The organism is Novosphingobium sp. B1 (genome assembly GCF_900176395.1).
Classification (GTDB): domain Bacteria; phylum Pseudomonadota; class Alphaproteobacteria; order Sphingomonadales; family Sphingomonadaceae; genus Novosphingobium.
In genome coordinates this window covers 133208-155449 of sequence record NZ_FWXL01000007.1, presented here as the reverse complement: position 1 = coordinate 155449, position 22242 = coordinate 133208, and the positions used below count along the sequence as shown (strand labels likewise).

Annotated in this window: 24 protein-coding genes; 10 read left to right on the top strand and 14 right to left on the bottom strand. The window is 63.7% G+C overall.

Annotation, left to right across the window (positions count from 1 at the left end):
- Positions 1 to 16: 16 nt before the first annotated feature.
- Both B9A23_RS14120 and B9A23_RS14115 read left to right on the top strand, forming a co-directional pair.
- Positions 17 to 1222: a DUF445 domain-containing protein gene (locus B9A23_RS14120; protein ID WP_084279722.1), complete on the top strand. Its 1206-nt coding sequence runs from the start codon at positions 17 to 19 to the stop codon at positions 1220 to 1222.
- 29 nt (positions 1223 to 1251) lie between these two features.
- Positions 1252 to 1776, top strand: a complete 525-nt coding sequence (locus B9A23_RS14115) for a GNAT family N-acetyltransferase (RefSeq protein WP_176217998.1) — start codon at positions 1252 to 1254, stop codon at positions 1774 to 1776.
- On the opposite strand, the gene B9A23_RS14110 is transcribed toward B9A23_RS14115, so the two are convergent.
- From B9A23_RS14110 to B9A23_RS14095, 4 genes are all read right to left on the bottom strand, one after another.
- Entirely contained in the window at positions 1760 to 3415 is a 1656-nt protein-coding gene (locus B9A23_RS14110; protein WP_254895122.1) for an ATP-binding protein, read from the bottom strand. The two genes, B9A23_RS14115 and B9A23_RS14110, sit on opposite strands and share 17 nt — an antisense overlap.
- A 146-nt stretch (positions 3416 to 3561) precedes the next feature.
- Positions 3562 to 5205 (bottom strand): chaperonin GroEL, encoded by a 1644-nt coding sequence (groL, locus tag B9A23_RS14105; protein WP_084279720.1) that lies wholly within the window; start codon positions 5203 to 5205, stop codon positions 3562 to 3564.
- A 51-nt stretch (positions 5206 to 5256) separates the two neighbouring features.
- The gene (gene groES / locus B9A23_RS14100; protein ID WP_039337841.1) at positions 5257 to 5544 is read right to left on the bottom strand and encodes a co-chaperone GroES; all 288 of its coding nucleotides are present in this window, start codon (positions 5542 to 5544) and stop codon (positions 5257 to 5259) included.
- Between the two features lie 151 nt (positions 5545 to 5695).
- Positions 5696 to 7072, bottom strand: a complete 1377-nt coding sequence (locus B9A23_RS14095; RefSeq protein ID WP_084279719.1) for an MATE family efflux transporter — start codon at positions 7070 to 7072, stop codon at positions 5696 to 5698.
- A 237-nt stretch (positions 7073 to 7309) separates the two neighbouring features.
- Between B9A23_RS14095 and B9A23_RS14090 the strand changes: the two genes are divergently transcribed.
- A complete protein-coding gene (locus tag B9A23_RS14090; protein ID WP_084279718.1) occupies positions 7310 to 8734 on the top strand; it encodes a sensor histidine kinase in 1425 nt (474 codons plus the stop codon).
- A 51-nt stretch (positions 8735 to 8785) separates the two neighbouring features.
- On the opposite strand, the gene B9A23_RS14085 is transcribed toward B9A23_RS14090, so the two are convergent.
- Both B9A23_RS14085 and B9A23_RS14080 read right to left on the bottom strand, forming a co-directional pair.
- Positions 8786 to 9661, bottom strand: a complete 876-nt coding sequence (locus B9A23_RS14085) for an OmpA family protein (RefSeq protein ID WP_254895121.1) — start codon at positions 9659 to 9661, stop codon at positions 8786 to 8788.
- A gap of 169 nt (positions 9662 to 9830) precedes the next feature.
- Positions 9831 to 10826: an adenosine kinase gene (locus tag B9A23_RS14080; RefSeq protein ID WP_084279716.1), complete on the bottom strand. Its 996-nt coding sequence runs from the start codon at positions 10824 to 10826 to the stop codon at positions 9831 to 9833.
- A 146-nt stretch (positions 10827 to 10972) separates the two neighbouring features.
- Between B9A23_RS14080 and B9A23_RS14075 the strand changes: the two genes are divergently transcribed.
- Complete coding sequence (locus B9A23_RS14075) at positions 10973 to 11407, top strand: hypothetical protein (protein ID WP_254895120.1); 435 nt, start codon at positions 10973 to 10975, stop codon at positions 11405 to 11407.
- Here B9A23_RS14075 and B9A23_RS14070 read toward each other — a convergent pair.
- Positions 11391 to 11843 (bottom strand): RrF2 family transcriptional regulator, encoded by a 453-nt coding sequence (locus B9A23_RS14070; protein ID WP_084279715.1) that lies wholly within the window; start codon positions 11841 to 11843, stop codon positions 11391 to 11393. The two genes, B9A23_RS14075 and B9A23_RS14070, sit on opposite strands and share 17 nt — an antisense overlap.
- Positions 11844 to 11923: 80 nt before the next feature.
- On the opposite strand from B9A23_RS14070, the gene B9A23_RS14065 reads away from it, so the two are divergent.
- Complete coding sequence (locus tag B9A23_RS14065) at positions 11924 to 12367, top strand: globin domain-containing protein (protein WP_084279714.1); 444 nt, start codon at positions 11924 to 11926, stop codon at positions 12365 to 12367.
- Positions 12368 to 12452: 85 nt separating this feature from the next.
- On the opposite strand, the gene B9A23_RS14060 is transcribed toward B9A23_RS14065, so the two are convergent.
- The 5 genes from B9A23_RS14060 to B9A23_RS14040 all read right to left on the bottom strand — a co-directional run bounded on the left by B9A23_RS14060 (position 12453) and on the right by B9A23_RS14040 (position 15958).
- A complete protein-coding gene (locus tag B9A23_RS14060) occupies positions 12453 to 13622 on the bottom strand; it encodes a saccharopine dehydrogenase family protein (protein WP_084279713.1) in 1170 nt (389 codons plus the stop codon).
- Between the two features lie 90 nt (positions 13623 to 13712).
- The gene (gene dcd, locus B9A23_RS14055) at positions 13713 to 14267 is read right to left on the bottom strand and encodes a dCTP deaminase (protein ID WP_084279712.1); all 555 of its coding nucleotides are present in this window, start codon (positions 14265 to 14267) and stop codon (positions 13713 to 13715) included.
- Positions 14268 to 14300: 33 nt separating this feature from the next.
- Entirely contained in the window at positions 14301 to 14738 is a 438-nt protein-coding gene (locus B9A23_RS14050; protein WP_084279711.1) for a cytidine deaminase, read from the bottom strand.
- On the bottom strand, positions 14735 to 15445 hold the full coding sequence (locus tag B9A23_RS14045; protein WP_084279710.1) for a glycoside hydrolase family 25 protein: 711 nt from the start codon (positions 15443 to 15445) through the stop codon (positions 14735 to 14737). The genes B9A23_RS14050 and B9A23_RS14045 overlap by 4 nt, the downstream gene beginning before the upstream one ends.
- Before the next feature lie 30 nt (positions 15446 to 15475).
- Positions 15476 to 15958, bottom strand: a complete 483-nt coding sequence (locus B9A23_RS14040) for a UPF0262 family protein (RefSeq protein ID WP_084279709.1) — start codon at positions 15956 to 15958, stop codon at positions 15476 to 15478.
- Between the two features lie 202 nt (positions 15959 to 16160).
- Here B9A23_RS14040 and B9A23_RS14035 point away from each other — a divergent pair, with 202 nt between their 5' ends.
- From B9A23_RS14035 to rpoZ, 3 genes are all read left to right on the top strand, one after another.
- Entirely contained in the window at positions 16161 to 17246 is a 1086-nt protein-coding gene (locus B9A23_RS14035; protein WP_084279708.1) for a GGDEF domain-containing protein, read from the top strand.
- Positions 17247 to 17345: 99 nt separating this feature from the next.
- Positions 17346 to 18860, top strand: coding sequence for a replicative DNA helicase (locus B9A23_RS14030; protein ID WP_084279805.1), 1515 nt, complete (start codon positions 17346 to 17348; stop codon positions 18858 to 18860).
- A 72-nt stretch (positions 18861 to 18932) separates the two neighbouring features.
- Positions 18933 to 19277, top strand: a complete 345-nt coding sequence (gene rpoZ, locus B9A23_RS14025) for a DNA-directed RNA polymerase subunit omega (protein WP_084279707.1) — start codon at positions 18933 to 18935, stop codon at positions 19275 to 19277.
- 69 nt (positions 19278 to 19346) lie between these two features.
- Here the strand turns inward: rpoZ and B9A23_RS14020 are convergent, their stop codons facing one another.
- Together B9A23_RS14020 and B9A23_RS14015 are read right to left on the bottom strand one after the other, a co-directional pair.
- Positions 19347 to 19730, bottom strand: a complete 384-nt coding sequence (locus B9A23_RS14020; protein ID WP_084279706.1) for a nuclear transport factor 2 family protein — start codon at positions 19728 to 19730, stop codon at positions 19347 to 19349.
- Positions 19731 to 19806: 76 nt separating this feature from the next.
- Positions 19807 to 20505 (bottom strand): dienelactone hydrolase family protein, encoded by a 699-nt coding sequence (locus B9A23_RS14015; RefSeq protein WP_084279705.1) that lies wholly within the window; start codon positions 20503 to 20505, stop codon positions 19807 to 19809.
- 120 nt (positions 20506 to 20625) lie between these two features.
- Here B9A23_RS14015 and B9A23_RS14010 point away from each other — a divergent pair, with 120 nt between their 5' ends.
- Both B9A23_RS14010 and mnmE read left to right on the top strand, forming a co-directional pair.
- The gene (locus B9A23_RS14010; protein WP_084279704.1) at positions 20626 to 20889 is read left to right on the top strand and encodes a DUF6489 family protein; all 264 of its coding nucleotides are present in this window, start codon (positions 20626 to 20628) and stop codon (positions 20887 to 20889) included.
- 31 nt (positions 20890 to 20920) lie between these two features.
- Positions 20921 to 22219, top strand: a complete 1299-nt coding sequence (mnmE, locus tag B9A23_RS14005) for a tRNA uridine-5-carboxymethylaminomethyl(34) synthesis GTPase MnmE (RefSeq protein ID WP_084279703.1) — start codon at positions 20921 to 20923, stop codon at positions 22217 to 22219.
- The last annotated feature ends 23 nt before the right edge of the window (positions 22220 to 22242 follow it).

Below are 22242 nucleotides of genomic sequence, written 5' to 3'. Positions count from 1 at the left end.
AGACCGAGCAAGGCGCATGCGCCTTGTGGCGACGCTGTTGCTGCTGGCGATGGCGGTGATCTACGCCTTTGCACGCAGTCAGGAGCACCTGCACCCGGCCATCGGCTTCGTGCGCGCTTTTGCAGAAGCAGCCATGGTGGGCGGTTTGGCAGACTGGTTTGCCGTGACGGCGCTGTTCCGGCACCCGCTTGGCCTGCCGATTCCGCACACGGCCATCATTCCCGAGAACAAGGATCGCATCGCCGACACGATGGCGACGTTCCTGCAGACGAACTTCCTCACCCCGCAAGTCGTCGCCCGGCGCATGGGTGCGGTGAACGCTGCAGCTGCGGCCGGCGCATTTCTGGCAGACCCCCGCGGCGGTGAAAGCCGTCTTCGGGATGGCGCAGCGGGCCTGTTGGCCGACGTGCTCGAATCCCTCGACCCGGACGAACTGGGCGGCATTGCCAAAGGTGCCTTGCGCCGGCAGCTCGAAAAGCTGGATCTGGCGCCCTTGCTGGGACAGCTGCTCGGCGCAGCTATTGCCGATGGCCGGCACATGCCGGTGATCGAGAGCCTGATCCGCAAGGCGGCCGAGACGATCGAGGCGAACGAGCCGCTGATCCACGCTACGATCCATGAGCGCGCCAACGGCGTGCTGCGTTGGACCGGGCTCGACGAGAAGCTTGCAAACGGCATCCTCGATGGCCTCTACAAGCTGCTTGCGGAAACGCTGGTCGTTCCCGACCATCCCTTGCGTCGCAAGATCGAGGAAGGCCTGCAGAACCTGGCGCACGACTTGCTGCACGATGCCGGGATGCAGGCGAAGGTCGAGCAGATGAAGCGTGAAGTGCTCGACAATCCGGCCTTCGCGCGTTGGCTCGACGGGCTGTGGGAGCGGGGTCGCACGCGCCTTCTGCAGACCGTACGCAACCCCCACGGTGCCCTTGGCGGGCAGTTCGGGGCAAGCCTTGCAGAACTCGGTGGGGCCCTGCAGCGCGATCCTCGCCTGCAGCGCATGGTCAACCGGTTTGCCCGGCGCACGCTCGTCGGCATTGCCACGCGCTATGGCGGGCAAATCGTCAGGCTGGTTTCGGAAACCGTGAAGCGCTGGGACGCGCGCACGGTGACCGACCGTATCGAGGGCGCCGTCGGCCGCGACCTGCAGTTCATCCGGATCAACGGCACGCTGGTTGGCGGGCTTGTCGGGCTGACCCTGCATGCCATAGACCTCGCGTTGTGACGCAAGACCGATTGCTCCCATCCGCCCTCGTGCTTGAGACCGAAAGGCTGCTGCTGCGGACCCCCGGTCGGGACGATCATCATCTGCTGCGCGACCTTGTCGCCGATCCCGATGTCTGTCGCTTTCTCGGGCCAAGAGCAGCCGATCCTGTGACCGACATGTTTTCGCGCGCCTTGCGGGGCGGGGGATCGTGGTTCTTCTACGGTTACGGCACCCTGATGGCGTTCGAACGCAGCACCGGAGAGTTCGTCGGGCAGCTTGGCGTGTTCCATTCGATGCGCGGGTTCGGCAAGGGAATGGACGACGTTGCCGAAGCCGGATGGATCGTGGCCAAACCTTATTGGGGCAGGGGCTACGCTGCCGAAGCCATGGCAGAAGTGCTGCGCTGGATCGACACGGTCCACATGTTGCCGCGGACGTGCTGCATGATCGAGCGCGGTAATGCCTCCTCAGTTAAGCTGGCCGAGCGCCTGGGATACCTCCGTTACGACGAGCACGATTTAGGCGACGGCGTGATGGTGGACCTGTTCGAGCGGGTCAGGGCGCAGGGCTGACCTTTGCAGCGCCGAGCAGCGTTGCAACGCGGTTCTGAAGGTCCTCGATCCCGAACGGCTTGGTCAGCACGTCGATATCGGCAGCCTCGGGATCTTCGAGCAGGTTGATGCGGTCGGCATAGCCGGTGACGAACAATACCGCGAGATCAGGACGGCGGCGCCGCGCCTCGTCGGCGACCTGCCGCCCGTTGATACCACCGGGAAGTCCGACATCGGTCACCAGCAGGTCAATATCCGGGAAGCGATCGAGCTGTTCGATGGCCGTTGCACCGTCACTGGCTTCGAGACAGCGGATGCCAACGAGGCCGAGGGCGTCCACCATCATCATGCGCACCGTCGGTTCGTCGTCGACGACGAGCACCATGGCATCAGGCAGCGAAAGCATCTGGTGATGCGGTGAGGTCTGGTGCGCGGCCTCCACCGTGCCCTGGTATCGCGGCAGGTAAATCCGCACGAGCGTGCCTTCACCAAGGCGGGATCGAATACGCACGAGGCCGTTGCTCTGCCGCGCAAAGCCGTAAACCATCGACAGGCCAAGGCCCGTGCCGCGGCCCGTCGGCTTGGTGGTGAAAAACGGTTCGAAGACACGTTCGATGTCATGATCGGCGATGCCGGCACCGTCATCGGCAACGCTGATCGTGGCATAATCGCCGGGTGTCAGGCCCCGGGCCAGCGCCCCGTCCTCGTCAAGCGTGACGTTCTTCGTGGAAATGACGAGCCGTCCGCCCCCGGTCATGGCGTCGCGGGCATTGATGCACAGGTTGAGAACGGCGTTTTCAAGCTGGTTTGTGTCAACCATCGCGGGCCAGAGTTGCACATCTCCGCAGGTTTCCACCGCGATATCGGGCCCCATGGTGCGACGCACAAGTTCGATGAAATCGGCCATCAGCGCGTTCATGTCGGTCGGCTTGGGGGCGAGAGTCTGTCGGCGTGAGAACGCAAGCAAGCGATGGGTCAGGGCCGCGGCCCGCTGTGCTGCAGCCAGACCCGCTTCCACATAGCGCGGAACCTCGTCGGCGCGGCCTTTCTCGATACGACGGGCGATCAGTTCGAACGCGCCGGTGATGCCCGCCAGGAGGTTGTTGAAATCGTGTGCAAGGCCGCCGGTCAACTGCCCTACGGCTTCCATCTTCTGTGCCTGCCGCAGCGCGAGTTCTACCGCCTCACGCTCTTCCAGTGCCTGCTTCACGCGCAGTTCCAGCGTTTCGTTCAACTGTTGCAGTGCGCCTTCGGCCCGGACACGGTCGGTCACGTCCTTGAACAGCACCGCGACGAGGCGATCTTCGAAGCTGCCTATGCGGAACGAGGACACTTCGAGATGGCGGCCCGTTGCCACCAGCTCATTGCGAAAGCTCAGGGGTTCCCCGGTGCGCAAGACCTTCCCGTAAAAGGCGATCCAGTCGTCGGCTTCGTCCGGGACCATTTCGCGCAGGTATTGCCCGACGACGTTGGCGATGCTGGTGTGGCGTTCGTACGCGGGGTTGGCGAGGACATGGAGATAGTCGGAAAGCGGTCCATGCGGCCCATCGAGAAAGCGGATGACGCAGAAGCCATCATCCATGTTCTCGAACAGCGTCCGGTAGATCGCACCGTCGTGTGCCGCTGCAACCATCATCAAGCTGTGGTGATCGCTGCTCAAGAGCGGCACCATAAGCTTGCTGCGGGCCAGGCACGGTTCATCGCATACACAAATCCGCTTGTCGGCGGTTGTTCCCGGCAAGACAGAAAAAGGGCCGGAGGATTGCTCCCCCGGCCCGTTTTCCTGTCAGCGTGTGCTGCTTGGACTTAGAAGTCCATGCCGCCCATGCCGCCCATGCCACCGCCCATCGGCGGCATCGCGGGCTTGTCGTCCGGCTTCTCGCTGATCGCCGCTTCGGTGGTGATCAGCAGGCCCGAGACCGAGGCAGCGTCCTGCAGGGCAGTGCGCACGACCTTGGTCGGGTCGATCACGCCGGCAGCCTTGAGGTTCTCATAGGTGTCGGTCGCGGCGTTGAAGCCCTGGTTCTCGTCATTCTCGCGCAGCAGGTTGCCGGCAACGACAGCACCGTCATGACCTGCGTTTGCAGCGATCTGACGGATCGGGGCCTGGATCGCGCGACGCACGATGTCGATGCCCTTGGTCTGGTCGTCGTTGGCGCCCTTGAGGCCGTCGAGAGCCTTGGTTGCGTAGAGCAGCGCGGTACCGCCGCCCGAAACGATGCCTTCCTCAACCGCAGCGCGGGTAGCGTGGAGAGCGTCGTCGACGCGATCCTTGCGCTCCTTCACTTCGACTTCGGTCGCACCGCCGACCTTGATGACGGCAACGCCGCCAGCAAGCTTGGCCAGCCGCTCCTGCAGCTTCTCGCGGTCGTAGTCCGAAGTGGTGACTTCGATCTGCGCACGGATCTGCTCGACGCGGGCCTTGATCTCTTCGGCGGAACCTGCGCCGTCGACGATCGTGGTGTTGTCCTTGTCGATGGTGACCTTCTTGGCCTGGCCGAGCATGGCGAGCGTGACGCTCTCCAGCTTGATGCCGAGGTCTTCGGAGATCATTTCGCCGGCGGTCAGCGTGGCGATGTCGCCCAGCATGGCCTTGCGGCGGTCACCGAAGCCCGGAGCCTTGACGGCAGCGATCTTGAGGCCACCGCGCAGCTTGTTGACGACGAGGGTCGCCAGCGCTTCGCCTTCGATGTCTTCGGCGATGATCAGCAGCGGACGGCCCGACTGCACAACCGCTTCGAGGATCGGCAGCATCGCCTGCAGCGACGACAGCTTCTTCTCGTGGATCAGGATGTACGGGTTCTCGAGTTCGACCGTCATCTTTTCCGGGTTGGTGATGAAGTAGGGCGAGAGGTAGCCGCGGTCGAACTGCATGCCTTCGACGACATCGAGTTCGAATTCGAGGCCCTTGGCCTCTTCCACGGTGATCACGCCTTCCTTGCCGACCTTTTCCATGGCCTGGGCGATCTTCTCACCCACTTCCACGTCGCCGTTGGCCGAGATGATGCCGACCTGGGCGATTTCCGACGAACCGGCAACCGGGGTCGAGCGCGACTTGAGGTTCTCGACGACCTTGCCGACGGCGATATCGATGCCGCGCTTGAGATCCATCGGGTTCATGCCGGCAGCAACCGCAGTCATGCCTTCGCGAACGATCGCCTGGGCGAGAACGGTCGCGGTGGTGGTGCCGTCACCGGCTGCGTCGTTGGCCTTCGAGGCCACTTCGCGCAGCATCTGGGCGCCCATGTTCTCGAACTTGTCCTTGAGTTCGATTTCCTTGGCGACCGAAACACCGTCCTTGGTGATGCGGGGCGCGCCGAAGCTCTTGTCGATCACGACGTTGCGGCCCTTGGGGCCCAGCGTGACCTTTACAGCGTCGGCGAGGATGTCGACGCCGCGCAGAATGCGTTCACGAGCGTCGCGCGAAAAGCGTACGTCCTTGGCAGCCATTTCAGTTTCCTTTGAATGTCTTGGGTTGGTTCAGGAAATCCGGGTCTCGGCTCAGCCGATCACGCCCAGGATGTCCGATTCCTTCATGATCAGCAGGTCTTCGCCCGAAACCTTGACTTCGGTGCCGGACCACTTGCCGAACAGCACGCGGTCGCCGACCTTGACGTCGAGCGGGGTGATCGTGCCGTTCTCGGCGCGGGCGCCGGTGCCGGTGGCGACGATTTCGCCTTCAGCGGGCTTTTCCTTGGCGCTGTCGGGGATGATGATCCCGCCGGCAGTCTTTTCCTCGGCTTCGACGCGGCGTACGAGCACGCGATCGTGCAGCGGACGGAAAGTCATGGGTTGCTCCCTCTTCCAAGTTAAAAAATGTGCCTTGGCACTCTCGGGTTGAGAGTGCCAGCGGGCGGCATATGGGTGCCTGCGGAAGGGGCGTCAATGGGTCTGACGCAGAATCTTTTCGCGCAAATGAACGTTGCGGCAGGCCGTGGCCTCAGGCGGGCAGGAGGCCGAGAGTGGCGCGACGGCTCCAGCGCCAGTGCAGCAGTGCAGCGACGAAGACCAGCCCAACCAGCAGGCCGATCCATACGCCAAGTCCGCCAAACGGGGTGAACAGGCCCAGCCAGAGCGCGGTGCCGACGCCGGGCACCCAGTAGCCGAAGATCGCAATGAGCATGGGTACGCGCGTATCCTGCAGGCCGCGCAGCATGCTCGCGCCAACCGCCTGCGCCCCGTCGAACAGCTGGAAGGCTGCCGCGACGACCATGTACTGCATTGCCAGTACGACCATTCGCGCGTTTTCGGGGGCTGCAGGGTCGATATAGAGATGCAGGAGCTGGTAGGGGAAGGCCAGCATCGCACCGGCAGACAGGACCATGAAACCGATGCCGAGCTGGGTCGCAACCTTGCCCGCCAGCGCGATCGCGGCATTGTCGCGCGCGCCATAGGCAAGGCCGACCCGGATGGTGGCGGCTTGCCCCACGCCGAACGGCACCTGGAAGGCAATCGCTGCGAATTGCAGGGCCACCGTATGCGCCGCAAGCTCGGTCTCGCCGATCCTGCCCATCGCAAAGGCCGCGCCGTTGAACATGCCGGCTTCGGCGATGATCGTCCCGCAGATCGGCAGGCCGATCCGCAATACGTCGGCAAAGCGCTTCCATTCGGGCTTCCACCAGCGACCGAGCAACCGGTAGCGGTGCAGGCGGCGGTCAAATCGTATTACCAGCATGAAGGCGATCAGCATGGCGATGCTGGTGACGACGCTCGATATGGCTGACCCGACCAGGCCCAGTTCCGGCGCGCCGAAATGGCCGAACACGAACACCCAGTTGCCCAGTGCGTTGACCGCCACCGCCATTCCGGTGATGGCGGTGCCGATCCCCGGCTTGCCCAGCGTTGCGACAACGGTGCGCAACAGCGCGGCAAGAACCGCCGGGATCGATGCCAGCATCAGGACTTGCAGGAACGGCACCGCGCGGGCGACCACGCCCGGATCCTGGCCGGTAAGCTTCATCAACGGGCCGCCGAGCAGGCATACGCCCATCGCGACAAACGCCGCGCACAGGCCTGCCCAACCGGCCATGCGAACTGTCCGGCGCACCTCGCGCACTGCATGGGACCGGCGGCCGAGTTCGGCTGCGATCAGCGGCGAAGCAGCACCGACCAGACCGGTCATGCTCCATATCAGCAGCCCGAAAAGTGCTACCGACAAAGATGATGCGGCAAGTGCTTCAGGGCCAAGGCGCGCCACGAAGACCACGTCGACGGCAAATACGGCCATCTGCAGCAGGTTCGCGCCAACCAGTGGCGCCGCGAGCCTGAGCATCGCGCGCATTTCCTGCGGCCAGCCATGATTGGGCGTTTCGGACATCGCCGGGGGAATAGGGCCGCTTCCGTCGCTTGGAAAGCGGCCAAGCGCACAGGTTGCGATACACGCGTGTGCAAGGTGCTGGCCTTGAGGGACCCCGGGCCAGCAAAGGCGCCTTCAAGCAGGCAAAAGTACTGAATTTCTTCGTAATTCAGCCTTCTGTCACAAATCGTGTCCCATATGACGGGATGATTGACCGGCGCTGCTGGTGGTGACAGCGTGACAGACATGGAGAGGTCGATGTCCCGAGTGCCGCAGGCTGCGCCCAGTGGCCGGAATGCCGGAGTGCCGGCGGCAAGGCGGGGCCGTGTCCTTGGCCAGGCTGGGTGGCTGCGCTCGCATCTGGGGCACAGGCCGAACCTTTCGCGCCTCGCCGTAAGGGCGGCCACGCTTTTGTTGCTCTTGGCAGCCGTGCAGGCTGTCGCGAGCCTCGCCTTCTACAATGTGATCGACAAGGAAACATTGCGCGAGGATCATGCCCGACGGGTGGCCGAACTGCTTGTGGTCAGCAACCGGCTCCACGACCTCTCGCCCGACGCAGTAGCTCGGACAATGAGCACCAGCCATCTCGAAGTCGAGCTGGCCAGCGCCCCGCGTTCGATAACCGGCCGCGACGACGAAGCGGTTGACCAGATCCGCCGCTACATCCTGCGCTGGGAACCGGGGTTGGAGCGCAATCAGCTGACGCTCGGTCTCGAACCATCCCGGTTCGGCTACGGCAATCTCGTTGGCGCGATGCGGCTTTCGGATGGTCACTGGCTCAACTTCCGCTCGCTCGACGTGACGTCGGGCTGGCCGATCGCCCTGCGCGCCACGGTGCTTACGCTGATTACGGCCGTGGTTGGATTTGCGCTGGCGCTCTGGTCGCTGCGAATCATTACGCGGCCCTTGCGTGAATTGACCGATGCCGCAGATGCTATCGGCAAGGGCCTGGTGGTGCCCGTAAGCGAAAGCGGGCCGGATGACCTGCGCAGCCTCGCACGGTCGATGAACGCGATGCAGGATCGCATTTCGGCCATGCTGCGCGATCAGGCGCGGTCGTTCGAAGCTATCAGCCATGATCTGCGCACCCCGCTGTCACGCGTGACCATCGCCGCCGACCTGATCGACGACGAGGAGATCTCGGGACTTGTCCGCGACGCCACGACCGAGATGGAAGCGATGCTGATGTCGCTCCAGCACTACCTTCGTGCGCAGCACGTGGCACCACCGGCCTCGCAGATGGACCTCGGGCTTGCACTCGCGGATCTGGTCGAGGGAAGTTTCTTCGGAAAGGCTTCTATCGATCTCGGTCCGGGCCAGGCCGTGGTCTGTACCTGGCGCGAGCCCTTGCTCATGGCGCTGCGCCCGTTGATCGAGAACGCGATCCAGCATGGCGGCCATGCCTACATTTGCGGCCGTACATCGGCAGAGGGTCAGTGGGAAATCGTGATCGCCGATCGCGGGCCGGGCATTCCGGAGGACCAGTTCGAGCAGATTCTTGCGCCATTCTATCGCATCGACGAGGCGCGTGGGCGTGACACTGCCGGGTTCGGACTGGGCATTCCCACCGCGCATCGCCTGTTGCAGCGCTTTGGAGGTGCCCTCGGTTTCTCGAAGACCGATGGCGGAGGGCTTTCGGTAATCGTCACCGTGCCGGTCGCTCCGGCAGGAGAATGTTCCTGAACGGCATTCGGCAAGGGACAGCACCGCTTGTGCTGTCCCTTGCCCTTGCGATCAGAAGCCGTCGACCGCCTTGCTGACCAGCACGTTCACCGCAACGCGACGGTTCTGCGCCTTGCCTTCGGGCGTCGAATTGTCGGCGGCCGGATCGGCCTCGGCCATGCCGGTCGGCGTCAGCATGCGGTAGGGCTTCCAGCGGCACTGCTGCTGCAGGAAGTTGATCACGCTGCCGGCGCGCTTCTCGCTCAGCGTCTGGTTGTATTCCTCGCTGCCGACCGAATCGGTGTAGCCCACGACGAGCAGCAGGGCATTGTCTATGCCTTCCGCTGTCGAGGCCGCCTGGCACAGCTCCGCCTTGGCCTGGGGCGTGAGTGCCGCCTTGCCGGTGTCGAAGTAGACGTTGGTCGTACCCTTGACGTTGTAGTTGTCGATATCGCCCATCCGGTTGCGCAGGCCCTGCGTGGCGGCGGTCTGCTCGGCAAAGCCCTGGGCGGTGCCGTTGCGGATCATGCTGGCGGTCTTGAAATCGCCGTTCTTGAAGGTGATCTGGTTGGCCAGCAGCACCTCGCCAGCCTTCACGGTCTTGACCGAGACGGGCAGGCCATTGAGCAGGTTGGTCAGGTCCAGCTTCTTGGAGCCGAACAGGCCGGTGCTGGCCTTCACCGTGGTGCTGTCGTTGAGGAAGATGACCGTGCTGGTTCCGTCAGCGGCGGTGACCTTCATCTTGTCGCCCTTGCGCGCGGTGATGATGCCCTTGACCTCGGGGCCTTTCTCGATGGCGCTCATGTCGGGAAGCTGTTCACCCTCGACGATGATGTTGGGATTGGCTGCCGGGTTGGCGGGGTCTTGCGCGATTGCAGCGGCGGACGCGGCAGCGGCAACGGCGGTCAGCATGGCGAAGCGCGCAGTGCGCATCGAACGAAAAGTCATGGATGATTGCTCCTTGGCACCTGGGAACCTCACCCGGTGTTGCGGCGAAACTTTCTGGTGCATGAATGCACCCTCTTCCGACCCGATTGTGCGGATTGGCAGAGTGAAGTCTGCGACGAAACGTTTTGGATGAGACCCAGGATTGCCAGGAACGTGGCGGGTAAGGCGCTCAGCCCAGCCGGCTGGCGACGAGTTCGCCAAGGTTGGCTTCCGGCCTCGCGCCGTAGTGCGAGATCACTTCGGCAGCGCAGATCGCACCCAGCGTCAGGCTTTCGGCCAGCGGCTTGTTGCGCACGTAGCCGAACAGGAAGCCGGCGGCGAAGAGGTCACCGGCACCGGTCGTATCGACCACCTTCTCGATCGGTTCGGCCGGGACGTGCGCGTGTTCACCGTTGCTGATGGCATGGGCACCCTTTTCGCTGCGGGTCACGACAACGGTCGGGACTTTCGCGGCGAGCTGTTCGATGCCGGCATGGAAATCCTCGACGCCGGTCAGCGCGGCCAGTTCGTGCTCATTGGCGAAGAGGATGTCGATCTGGCCGTCATCGATCAGCGCGCGGAAGTCGTCGCCATGACGCGAGATCACGAAGGCATCGGACAGCGTGAAGGCAACCTTGCGTCCGGCGCTGCGGGCGGCGGCGATGGCGCGGCGCATTGCCTTGCGCGGCTCTTCCGGGTCCCACAGGTAGCCTTCAAGATAGAGCACGCTGGCCGACGCGATCTGGGCATCGTCCAGCGCTTCGGCGGGCAGGAACTGCGAGGCACCAAGGAAGGTGTTCATCGTGCGCTGGCCGCAGGGCGAGACAAAGATCAGGCAGCGCGCGGTCGGCTCTTCGTCCGAGCGGGTGGGTGTCTGGAAATCGATGCCGCCGGCGCGGATGTCGTGGGCGAAAACCTCGCCAAGCTGATCGTCCGCGACCTGGCCGATGAAGGCGCACTTTGCACCCAGCGCGGCAAGGCCGGCGAGAGTGTTGGCAGCAGAGCCGCCCGAGATTTCCCGCGCCGGTCCCATCGCATCGTAAAGTTCCTTCGCACGGGCGGTATCGATCAGGGTCATGCCGCCCTTGGCAAGACCAAGGCGTTCGATGTCCGCATCCTCGCAGGGCGCCATGACATCGACGATCGCGTTGCCGATGGCGATGACGTCAAAAACCGGGTCGGACATTCGGTATAGCTCCGTGGAACAGGGGGAATGCGCGCTGGCCTAGCCGCTTGGTGGCGCTGCAGCAAGCGGCAGGGTGCCAGAGGAACGCGCCATGCCGTGCAGGCGCGGCATTGACCGGGCAGGGCGTGCAGGGCATCCCCCGGAGTGTGAACCTGCGCAGCCTTACTCTCGTGCCCGCCCTGTCGTTGATGCTCGCCGCGTGCGGTGGTGGCGTGATCCCGTCCGGCGGCAAGACACCGGTTGTCCGCTCCGCGACGCAGCCGCCCGTGCGCACGACGGTTCCGCGCCCCGGCCCGGTCGGCAAGCCGGCAGCGCAAGTGCAGATGATTCCGGGCCTTGAAAGCGTGATCGGATCGGACGCGCTGCAATTGGGGCGTACCTTCGGCACACCGCGGCTCGACGTGATCGAGGACGATGCCCGCAAGATGCAATGGTCGGGCACCGCCTGCATTCTCGACGTCTATCTCTATCCGCCGGCCAATGGCGGAAAGCCGACCGCGACTTATGTCGATGCGCGGCGTGGCGACGGGCGCGATGTCGATCGTGCGGCCTGCGTCGCAGCGCTCAGGAAGGGGCAGTAACCGCGCAAGACGGGCTGCTGGGCATGGCAGTCCAGGGCGCGAAAGCAGGAACGCCCTCGCGCGAGACATCGGCCAGGGTGTAGCGATCAAGCACGGCGAGAAAGGCTTCGAGCGCCTCGGCCAGAACGCCGCTCAGGGCGCAATTGCCGCGCAAGGCGCATGTCGCGCAATCGGCAAGGCGCATGCTTTTTTCCATCTTCCGCACGACCTCGCCGACCGTGATTTCCGACGCGGGGCGGGCCAGCGCGATACCCCCGCTACGCCCGCGTTGCGACACCGCAAGGCCCGCCTGCACCAGACCCTGCGCCACCTTTGCGACATGGTGATAGCTCAGGCCCTGTTCGGCCGAGAAGGCGGGCAGGCCGATGGCCGTGCCCTTGCGTGCAAGCACGATCAGCAGGCGCAGGCCGAAGTCGGTGTGCTGGGTAAGTTGCATTACGCAAAGATCGTTTTTGCTCTTGCCGGAATCAAGCAAATTAAATACCGGTATATTTAATACCTGATTGGAGATACCTGATGCGCACTGCTTCCGAACATGCAAAGACCATCGTCAAGGCGACTGCGCCGGTGATCGAGAAGCATGGCGTCGATATTACCACGGCGATGTACAAGCGCCTGTTCCTGAACGAAGACGTGAAGGACATGTTTGACGCCGCCGCACAGGAAAGCGGTGAGCAGCCGCGCCGTCTGGCCGCAGCGATCCTTGCCTATTCGAAGAACATCGACAAGCTCGAGGCCCTCGGACCGGCCGTCACCCGCATGGTGAAGCGCCATGTCGAAACGGGGGTGAAGGCGGAGCACTACCCCTATGTGGCCGAGGCGCTGCTACCGGCTATTCGCGACGTTCTGGGCGCGGACGTCGCTACAGATGAAGTTCTGGCCGCCTGGGGCGAAGCCTACTGGATGCTCGCCGATATCCTGATCGCCGCCGAGGCGGAGGCCTACGCCGAAGCGGCCTGACAGCCGGATCAGAGGCTGTTGCAGCATGAAGCCCGCCTGCCGCAGATCTTCTCGGAAGCGGCAGGCGGGCCTTGCATGTTTTGCGCTACTCCGCCGCGAAGCTGATCTCGGCATGGGTGCGCAGGCGCTCGACAAGGGCTTCGCCAAGGATCGCACCGGGCGTGCCGACCATGCCGGGAGCCTTGGCTGAAAGCAGGGCGATGCCGGTTTCGGCAATCATGCGGCTGGTCGAGCCATAACCGGGATCGTAGCGGCCTTTCACGCCATAGCGGATGGTCTGGCCATCGGGCATCTGCCCCTGGAACAGCACATCATAGAAACCGGTCTCGCGCTCTTCCTTCGAAGGGCCTTCGCCGGGCTGCGGATCGTCGGGACGGCCGATCATCGGGGTCTTGGCCATGTGCTCGGCAATGGCCTTGCCCTGATCGCCTGGCCCGGTAAGCACCATCTCGTCATAGACAAAGTCTGAGCCCCACACATGGCCGAGCAGGGCGTTGGTGCGGTGAACGTTCTTGGTGTTGATCGCCGCCATGATGAACGGGGTTTCCCAAGAATCCAGCGCATCATCGTGCTGGACCTTGTCGCCCGCAGGCTGGGCTGGACCTTCGAATCCGGGGGTAAGGCAGAAGCTGCTCTGCATCAGCGGGATCAGCGACGGATCCTTGCCCAGCGCCGCAAGCGTCGCCTTGAGGCTCGCCGCAGTGCCGCCCGAAGCGCCACCCTTCATGCCGCGCACGCGTCCCTTGACGCGCGGGGCAGGGCGGCCGAACCGCGCCACCGCTTCCTTCTGCAGCATCAGCACGCCCAGATCGAACGGAATCGAATCGAACCCGCTGGAGAAGCAGATGCGCGCGCCGGTGCGCTTTGCTTCCTCGCCGTACTTGTCGATCATCTGGCGCATCCACACCGGCTCGCCGCACAAGTCGGCATAGTCGGTGCCCGCCGCGATGCAGGCCGCGAGCAGCGGTTCGCCGTAGAGCTGGTACGGGCCAACGGTGGTAATCACGACCCTGGCCTGTTCGACCATGGCTTTGAGGCTGGCCGGATCGGCGGCGTCGGCAACGATCAGCGGGGTGTTCTTGGGCGCGTCGATCAGGGCGCGGATCTCGGCCAGCTTCGCAGCCGAGCGCCCGGCCATCGCCCAGCGCGGACCTTCCTGCCCGTAATGCCGCGCCAGATATTCTGCGACCAGTCGCCCGGTGAATCCCGTCGCCCCGTAGACGACGATATCATAGGGCCTATCCGACTTTTCCATCAGCCTCTCCGCCTGTTGTGCTTATGGCGATCAAGCTTGGCGAGTTCGGTGACGATTGCAACCGGATTTAAGCGAGGGGTTAAGCTGCTCCTACAGCCTCGGCAGCGTCACCCCGCGCTGGCCCATGTATTTGCCCGCGCGGTCTGCGTAGCTGACTTCGCACGGTTCGTTGCCGTGCAGGAACAGGAACTGGCAGGCGCCCTCGTTGGCGTAGATCTTGGCGGGGAGCGGCGTGGTGTTCGAGAATTCGAGCGTGACGTGGCCTTCCCAGCCGGGTTCCAGCGGGGTGACGTTCACGATGATGCCGCAGCGGGCATAGGTGCTCTTGCCAAGGCAGATCACCAGCACGTCGCGGGGCACGCGGAAGTATTCGACGGTGCGGGCCAGCGCGAAGGAATTGGGCGGGATCACGCAGACATCGGTCTCGCGGTCGACCAGGCTGGCGCCGTCGAAGTTCTTGGGGTCCACCACTGCGGAATCGACATTGGTGAAGATCTTGAATTCCGGCGCGACGCGGGCGTCATAGCCGTAGGACGAGAGGCCATAGCTGATGCAGCCATCACGGCGCTGGTTCTCGACGAACGGCTCGATCATGCCTTCGTTCAGCGCCTTGTCGCGGATCCACTTGTCGGAAAGAATGGCCAATTGAGGTCCCCAGAAAGTTCAGGCGCGCGTGCTTCAGGCGAGATTGGCGGGGCCGAAGGCGTTGGGCAAGAGCACCGAGAGCCGCATTTCCACGGTTTCATGCTCGCCCACGCACAATACCAGCGGATCGGTACCACCCAGTGCCGCCAGTTCGTTGATCACCTGCCGGCAGCGGCCGCAGGGGCTGATTGCAGCCTCGACCGCTCCGCCCATGCCGCCCAGCACCGCCACCGCGAGCAATCCACCGCGGCGTCCGGCGTGTGCTGCAATCGACGCGGCAACGGTCTCGGCGCAGAGCGAGAGGCCGTAGCTGGCGTTCTCAAAGTTGGCGCCGGTCACGATCGCACCATCGTCGAACAGCAGCGCGGCACCGACATGGAAGCCGGAGTATGGCGCATAGGCCGTGTCCATCGCACGGCGCGCTGCAGCGATAAGGCTTTCGCGCGCTTCGGCAATCAGGGAATCACTCATGGTTGCACCACCACCCAATGCAGCGGCGCAGTGGCCGCATTCAGCCGCAAGCGCTTGCTCGCAGTCCACAGGACCCAGGGCCGACCGGCATAGGTGGGGGCGAGGAAATCCTGCTCCAGCCAGATGTTGCGGTCGATCCGGGCGGCGAGGTGGTACTCCTTTTCGAGCGAGGAGGACACCATCAGGATAACCGGCTTTTCCGCGTGCTTTTCGACCTGGTTGAGGAACGTGGTCAGCTCGCTCTGCATCTGCGCCTCGCCGGGAACCTGCGGACAGGTGCGCGAATCGATGTCGAGCCGGATTGCCGGCGGCAGCAGGTCCTTGTCGCGCGGGACGATCGTGACGAAATTGGCGGCCTGAGCATCGGCAGGCGCGCACAGGTCATAGACGTGGACCGCGCCGACCTGCATTCCGCGTTCACGCGCTGCCTTGAGCCCGGCGGCAAAGGCGGTATCGCGGGTCGAGGTGCCCTCGCTCGCGGTAAGGTAGGCGAAGTCTGCCCCCGCCGCGCGCAGCAGCCGCCAGTCGACAGGGCCGATATCGTCGCTCAGCCACACGCCCTGCACGGGGTAGTCCTGCCGATCGGGCAGCCATGTGCGCGCTTTCCACCAGGCAGCGCCGGCGGCGATCAGCACGATCAGCAGCAGGGCAGCAAGAATGCGCCTGCGCGCCGCACTGGGGCGACCGGTCTTGCGTGTTTTGGCCATGATGGAAGGTGTGCGCCCCGAGTCTGAAAATCAGCCCCTGATATGCAGCACGCAGATCAGGGTAAAGAGGCGCCGTGCGGTGGGAAAGTCCGTTTCGATCTTGCCTTCGAGCCGCTCGAGCAAGGTATTGGCGGCATCGTTGTGGATTCCGCGCCGGGCCATGTCGATGGTTTCGATCTCGGTTGCGGTGGCCTTGCGGATCGCCTGATAATAGCTGTCGCAGATCGCGAAGTACTCGCGGATGGGGCGGCGGAAACGGCCGAGGCCCAGGATGATCGTCTCGAGCGCGGTGCCGCAATCGTCGGCAATCGCCAGCACCAGCCGCCCGTCATCGACCGAGAGCTTGAGCCGGTAAGGCCCGGTATGCCCGGCTTCGAAGGCGCGCAGCGGCTTGAAGCTGTTCTCCTCGATCAGGTCGAAGATCGCGATGCGACGCTCCTGCTCGATATCGGCGTTGCGCCAGATGATCGTCGCTTCGTCCAGTTCGATATGCGAGATGCGCGGGTCTGCCATCAGGGCTTCATGTGTTGCAGACGAGCGCGAGGCAGGCAAGGGGACCTTTGCACGATCCGGCAGGGCCGCAAGGATGCCAGGGTGGATCCGCGCAGCGCCCGCTTACGCACTCTTACATATGCCCGGCAGGACCGAACCGCAGGCAAATTGTTCGACAATGCTGCTTGCATAAACACCAGCAGACCACAGGGAACACGCCCCGATGCCGGGTTCGATCCTGCTTCGCATGTTCGGCGGAGCAAAAGACACATCGTCGGATGACGCCAGCGGCCAGGCTTCGGACAGTGCGCGGCCCGAGGCTTCGGCCGGGGCCAGCGCGCTTCTCATGGACTCCATTTCCGAGTTCCTGCTTGGCCAGAACCTTGCGGTCACCGCCGCCAATCTGACGATGGCCCATGCCATCTTCACCGGGGAGGATTCTACCCTCGCTCGCAAGCTGCTGGAAAGAAAGGCAGCAAGCTTGCCCATAACCCAGGACTGGCTCGACCAGAACCGGGCGGTCGACGGCATTGAAAAACGCGTGAAACGAATCGTCGGCAAGCTTGAAAGCTCGCTGGAAACCTTTGCCCAGACCACGCGCAACGCACACGACGCGGCAGAGAGCTATACGACCCGCATTGCCGAACATGCCTCGGGCATCGCTGGCGAGAAAGATCCTGCAGCTACCGAGCAATCGCTGCAGGACGTGCTTCGCGAGATCATTTCGCAGGGCTCGGCCTTTGCTGCAGCAATGAAACAGAGCCAGGCCGAAACCCAGTCGTTGCGTGCCGAACTCGAAAAGGCGCGGCACGACGCCGACGTCGACCATCTGACCGGGCTGCCGAACCGGCGCGCCTTCGAGACTTTGCTGGAACGTCAATTCCGCGAGGCCCGGGCCAACCTCGAGCATCTCTGCGTTGCCTTTTGCGACATCGATCATTTCAAGCGCGTCAACGACACCCACGGCCACGACACGGGTGACCGGGTGATTCGCGCGATCGGCGAGGCCCTTTCGCGGATCACCGACGATAACTGCCACGTTGCCAGGCAAGGGGGTGAGGAGTTCGTCATGCTGTTCCGCGGCAAGACCCTGCAGGAGGCTTTCGACAAGCTCGATGCGGTTCGCGAAAATTTTGGCGAACGACACTTCGTGAACCGGTCCAACGAAGAGCCGATCGGCCGGATCACCTTCTCGGGCGGGCTTGCCGATGTCTTCGGCTATCCTAACCCCCGCGATGCCCTGAAAGCTGCGGACGAGGCGCTCTATCGCGCCAAGCAGGGGGGGCGCAATCGCATAGAAATGGCGTGAGAAGAGGGCAGGTCACAGGCCCGGCCAGATAGCCCAATCCCCGCTTTCCACACCTGCCGATGATTGCCGGATGGGGCGTCTTCGGGCACAATGCTGCCCATGTCCACCAGCGAAGCCATTCTCACCCGCGAACCCAACGAAGTGCGCGCTCTCCCCTCGAACGTCGAGGCCGAAGCGGCTTTTCTCGGCGCGGTGCTGATTGACAATCGCATCCTGGAAGAACTCCAGACCCCGCTGAAATCGGATCATTTCTTTGCTGCCGTCCATGGTCGCGTGTTCGAACGCATCCAGGCGCTGATCGATCGCAAGGCGGTGGTCACCCCGGTGACGCTCAAGCCCTATTTCGAAAGCGACGAGGGCCTCAAGGAACTGGGCGGCGTCGCCTATCTGGCAAGGTTGACCTCGGACGGGCAGGGCCTGCTCAACCCGCGCGAGCTGGCCGAGCAGATCTATGACCTCGCCCTGCTGCGCGAGCTGATCTCGGTCGGGCGCAATCTTGTCGAAGGCGCGCTCGACACCAGCGATTCGGTGGCGCCGCTCGAGCAGGTCGAGAAGGCCGAAGCCGCGCTCTATGCCGTGGCCGAGGGCGCACAGACCGGCAGCGAGGCGCAGAGCTTTGCCCAGGCCACCCGCGCGTCGCTGGAAATGATCGAGAAGGCGCTGCTTTCGGGCGGCCATATCTCGGGCAAGACCACCGGCCTCACCTCGGTCAACGAGAAGATCGGTGGCCTCCACGATTCCGACCTTATCATTCTTGCCGGACGCCCCGGCATGGGCAAGACCTCGCTCGTTACCAACATCGCGTTCAACGCCGCCGACAGGCTGCGCCGCGACATGGCTGATGGCATCACGCTCAAGGATTCGGTCGGGGCAGGGGTCGCCTTCTTCAGCCTGGAAATGAGCGCGGACCAGCTCGCCACGCGTATCCTCGCCGAACAATCAGGCATCAGCTCCGAAGCGCTGCGCATGGGCCGCATCAGCCGCGAGGACTTCCAGCAGCTTTCCTTCGCCAGCCAGCGCCTTGCCGAACTGCCGCTTTATATCGACGACACGCCCGCGCTGACGATCGGCTCTCTCCGCGCCCGCGCCCGCCGCCTGAAGCGCCGCCATGATATCGGCCTGATCATCGTCGACTACCTTCAGCTGCTGCAGGGATCAGGTCGCAGCGACAACCGCGTGAACGAGATCTCCGAGATTTCGCGCGGTCTCAAGACCTTGGCCAAGGAACTCTCGGTCCCGGTGATCGCGCTGTCCCAGCTTTCGCGTGCTGTCGAACAGCGCGACGACAAGCGCCCGATGCTCTCGGACCTGCGCGAATCGGGCTCGATCGAGCAGGACGCCGACATGGTCTGGTTCGTGTTCCGCGAGGATTATTACGTCGCCGCCAAGGAGCCGAAGCAGCCGCAAGGCAACGACGATCCCAAGGTGCAGGAAGCCCACGCCGCTTGGCAGGCGGAGATGGAGCGCGTCTACGGCCTCGCCGAACTGATCGTCGCCAAGCAGCGCCACGGCTCCACCGGCAAGGTTCGCCTGCGCTTCGAATCGCGCATCACGCGCTTCAGCGATCTGGCGCCTGACGACCTTCGTGCCGCTTATGCGAGCGATGACGAGTAGTTTTCTTGACTTTTCCACACCCGCGGCCTAGCTGCCGTCCTTTCCGTATCCTTTGATTGATTGGAGTGCCTGATGGCGCGCGTTACCGTCGAAGATTGCGTCGACAAGGTCCCCAACCGTTTCGATCTCGTCCTCCTGGCTGCCGAGCGCGCACGCGCGATCTCGGGTGGCGCTGAACTCACCGTCGATCGTGACCGTGACAAGAACCCGGTCGTCGCCCTGCGCGAGATCGCGGACGAGACCGTGCGTCCCGCCGTGCTCAAGGAAAACGTCATCCAGTCGCTGCAGCGCGTGCTGCCTGACGATGACGATGAAGTCGATGAAATCGGCTCGCTGTCGCAGTCGGCAGAAGCGTTGCGCATCACGGCTGCCGCGCCGGTGCGCAACACCTCGCTGGGTGCCGATTACGACGGCTGATTTCGGCCTGAGATCAGTATCTTGGCAAAAAGCCCGCAGTTAGCGCTGCGGGCTTTTTTGTGTCTGATGTCAGGTGTTCTCCAGCCGCTCGGCCATGAGTTGCCAGACCTTGTTGATGGCCTTCAATGGCCGCACCATCACCTTGAAATCCACGATCCGTCCTTCAAGGTCGAAGCGGATCAGGTCGATGCCGTTGACCTTTATGCCATCCATCTCGCACTCGAACTCAAGACAGGCTTCGGGTCCGTCAACCAGTTCGCGCACGTAGCGAAAGGTCCCGTTGCCGAACACGTGGCCGGCGGCAGTGAGGTACATCAGCACCTTCTCGCGCCCACCCTGCGGCGTGTGCACCACGGGCGAGTGGAACACGGCGTCATCGGCAACAAGCTCGTCGAGCAGCGCAATATCGCCGCTGACCATGTATCGGTGCCAGGCTGCGAGGCCGAGTTTCATGTGCTTCTCCCGTTGTTCTGATTATCGATAGGGCAGGGGTGTTGCACCGGCATTGATCCGGCGCAACACCGGTGCGTTAGCCGAGATGCTGCGCGAAGAAATCGCGGGTGCGCCGGTCGGCCAGCACCGCGCCGTCCTCATCGCGGCGGTTGCCCATTTCGGCGGCAAAGCCGTGATCGAGCCCTTCGTAATCATGAAGCGTGACCTTGGGGTGTAGATCGAGGCCGTCGTGAATCGCCTTCTGCGCATCCGGGCCGACGAAGTGGTCGGCGGTGGGGATGTGCAACATCAGCGGGTTGGCGATCGCGTGCGATTCGTTCAGCATCTGGTCGATCATCACACCGTAGTAGCCGACAGAAGCATCGATATCCGTGCGGGCTGCCGCCATGTAGGCCATGCGCCCACCAAGGCAGAAACCGACGAGGCCGACCCTGTCGATGCCTTCGTACCCGCGCAGAAAGCGGATCGCTGCCTCGATGTCCTTCACGCCCTGGTCTGCGTCGTACTGCCCGAAATAGCCGAGAGCCTCCTGCATCTGCTCTGGCACATCGGGGTCAAGCTCGATCCCCGGAGCAAAGCGCCAGAAGATGTCCGGGGCGAGTGCCATGTAGCCCAGATCGGCCCAGGCCTCGCACTTGTGGCGAATGCCAGCGTTCACGCCGAAGATTTCGGGGATGACAATGATTGCCGCGCGGATCGGTCCTTCGGGCGTGGCAAGATAACCCGGGATATCGCCTTCGCCTTCAAGCGCTGCAAACGTGATCTTTTCACCCATTGTCGTTCATCCTGCAATTCAAAGGAGTTGGTCGATCGTCATGTTGGCCCCGGCGATGGACTTTGCCAAGCGTGCATGACAATCTTGCGCCACGCTGCGAAAGCACCTGAAAGGTCTGATATGAAAGTCACCGTCGAAGTCGATTGTACGCCGGAAGAGGCACGTCGGTTCCTTGGCCTGCCCGACGTTTCGAAGGCAAACGACGTCTATGTCGAAAGCGTGGCCAAGGCGATGCAGGGGGCGGGAAGTCTCGATCAATTGCAGAGCTTCGCCAGGCAGGTCGCGCCCATGGGTGAGATCGGCCTGAAGCTCTTCCAGAATTTCATGGAGCAGGGCGGTCTCGGCGCAATGACCGGCGCCACCACGAAGAAGCCGAAGGACTGACGTTTCACGTGGAACAGTGTAGGGCGGGGCGGTGACTGACACTATCTTCGCCTTGTCCTCCGGCCCGCCGCCTGCGGGTATCGCCGTCATCCGTATAAGCGGTCCTCAGGCCGGACCGGCCCTTGCCGCCATGATCGGCAAGTTGCCATCACCACGCCGCGCCACCTTGGCCACGCTGGTCGACCCAGCGGATGCCTCGCATCTCGATCGCACGATGGTGCTCTGGTTGCCGGGTCCCGGTACGGCGACCGGCGAGGACAGCGTCGAGCTGCATCTCCACGGCGGCCGCGCGGTCGTGGCGGCTGTTGAAGAGGCGCTTGCGCGTCTGCCCGGATTACGGCGAGCGCAGGCCGGAGAATTCACGCGCCGGGCCTTCGCCAATGGACGGATCGATCTTGCCGAAGCTGAAGGCTTGGCTGACCTGCTTTCTGCAGAGACCGAACTGCAACGGCGCGTCGCTCTCGCCATGGCGGAAGGTGCGCTTTCGCGCGAAGTCGATGGCTGGAGGGACGAGCTGCTGCGCATATCGGCAAGGCTTGAGGCAGCGCTTGATTTTTCGGACGAGGACGACGTCGGGGAAGGTACGGGCGCACTTCCGGCAGGCCTTGCGGATCAAAGTCACGCCTTGGCCCATCAGATTGCAGGTTGGCTGGATAGGCCGCGCGCCGAACCGCTCAAGGAAGGCTTCAGAGTGGTCCTGGCCGGTCCTCCCAACGCCGGGAAATCCACCCTGTTCAACGCGCTGATCGAACAGGAAGCAGCGATAACCGCTGCTGAGCCGGGCACGACGCGCGATGTGCTGACGTTCGCAGCTGCGCTCGAGGGAGTGCCCTTCACCTTCGTCGACACCGCCGGCTTGCGGGATGAAGGCGCTGGCGAGATCGAACGTATCGGCATCGCACGGGCGAGGGCCGCCGCCGAAAAGGCTGACCTGATCCTCTGGCTGGGGCCGGAAGGCGCAGGTCCGCAGGGTCGAGCCTTGTGGGAAGTTGCAGCAAGAACCGATGATCCGTCCGCGCCACGCAAGTCGAATGGTTTGTTTGCGGTCTCCGCACGGACCGGCGAGGGGCTTGCATCGCTCAAGAGCGCTCTTGTCGCACACGCTCGCCAAGCGCTGCCGAGCCCCGGCCAGGTCGCGCTCAACCAACGGCAGTATGATCGTCTCAGTGCAGCTGCCGATTCCCTTCGTCTCGCTGCGTCGGAGCCCGACGGTATCCTGGCAGCCGAGGACCTGCGTCTCGCACGGCGATCGCTTGATGCCCTCGTCGGCCGGACGGGGACAGAGGACATGCTCGATGCGCTGTTCGGTCGCTTCTGCATCGGCAAGTGAGGTGTTTCACGTGAAACACGTAA

Bases quoted from the DNA above. Each gene is read 5' to 3' on its own strand.
- B9A23_RS14050 (WP_084279711.1), bottom strand. From the start codon at position 14,738: ATGAGTGATTCCCTGATTGCCGAAGCGCGCGAAAGCCTTATCGCTGCA.
- B9A23_RS14085 (WP_254895121.1), bottom strand. From the start codon at position 9,661: ATGACTTTTCGTTCGATGCGCACTGCGCGCTTCGCCATGCTGACCGCC.
- B9A23_RS14040 (WP_084279709.1), bottom strand. From the start codon at position 15,958: ATGGCAGACCCGCGCATCTCGCATATCGAACTGGACGAAGCGACGATC.
- B9A23_RS14095 (WP_084279719.1), bottom strand. From the start codon at position 7,072: ATGTCCGAAACGCCCAATCATGGCTGGCCGCAGGAAATGCGCGCGATG.
- B9A23_RS14045 (WP_084279710.1), bottom strand. From the start codon at position 15,445: ATGGCCAAAACACGCAAGACCGGTCGCCCCAGTGCGGCGCGCAGGCGC.
- B9A23_RS14010 (WP_084279704.1), top strand. From the start codon at position 20,626: ATGAAAGTCACCGTCGAAGTCGATTGTACGCCGGAAGAGGCACGTCGG.
- rpoZ (WP_084279707.1), top strand. From the start codon at position 18,933: ATGGCGCGCGTTACCGTCGAAGATTGCGTCGACAAGGTCCCCAACCGT.
- B9A23_RS14080 (WP_084279716.1), bottom strand. From the start codon at position 10,826: ATGTCCGACCCGGTTTTTGACGTCATCGCCATCGGCAACGCGATCGTC.
- B9A23_RS14060 (WP_084279713.1), bottom strand. From the start codon at position 13,622: ATGGAAAAGTCGGATAGGCCCTATGATATCGTCGTCTACGGGGCGACG.
- groL (WP_084279720.1), bottom strand. From the start codon at position 5,205: ATGGCTGCCAAGGACGTACGCTTTTCGCGCGACGCTCGTGAACGCATT.
- B9A23_RS14090 (WP_084279718.1), top strand. From the start codon at position 7,310: ATGTCCCGAGTGCCGCAGGCTGCGCCCAGTGGCCGGAATGCCGGAGTG.
- B9A23_RS14035 (WP_084279708.1), top strand. From the start codon at position 16,161: ATGCCGGGTTCGATCCTGCTTCGCATGTTCGGCGGAGCAAAAGACACA.
- B9A23_RS14015 (WP_084279705.1), bottom strand. From the start codon at position 20,505: ATGGGTGAAAAGATCACGTTTGCAGCGCTTGAAGGCGAAGGCGATATC.
- B9A23_RS14020 (WP_084279706.1), bottom strand. From the start codon at position 19,730: ATGAAACTCGGCCTCGCAGCCTGGCACCGATACATGGTCAGCGGCGAT.
- groES (WP_039337841.1), bottom strand. From the start codon at position 5,544: ATGACTTTCCGTCCGCTGCACGATCGCGTGCTCGTACGCCGCGTCGAA.
- B9A23_RS14120 (WP_084279722.1), top strand. From the start codon at position 17: ATGCGCCTTGTGGCGACGCTGTTGCTGCTGGCGATGGCGGTGATCTAC.
- B9A23_RS14065 (WP_084279714.1), top strand. From the start codon at position 11,924: ATGCGCACTGCTTCCGAACATGCAAAGACCATCGTCAAGGCGACTGCG.
- B9A23_RS14070 (WP_084279715.1), bottom strand. From the start codon at position 11,843: ATGCAACTTACCCAGCACACCGACTTCGGCCTGCGCCTGCTGATCGTG.
- B9A23_RS14030 (WP_084279805.1), top strand. From the start codon at position 17,346: ATGTCCACCAGCGAAGCCATTCTCACCCGCGAACCCAACGAAGTGCGC.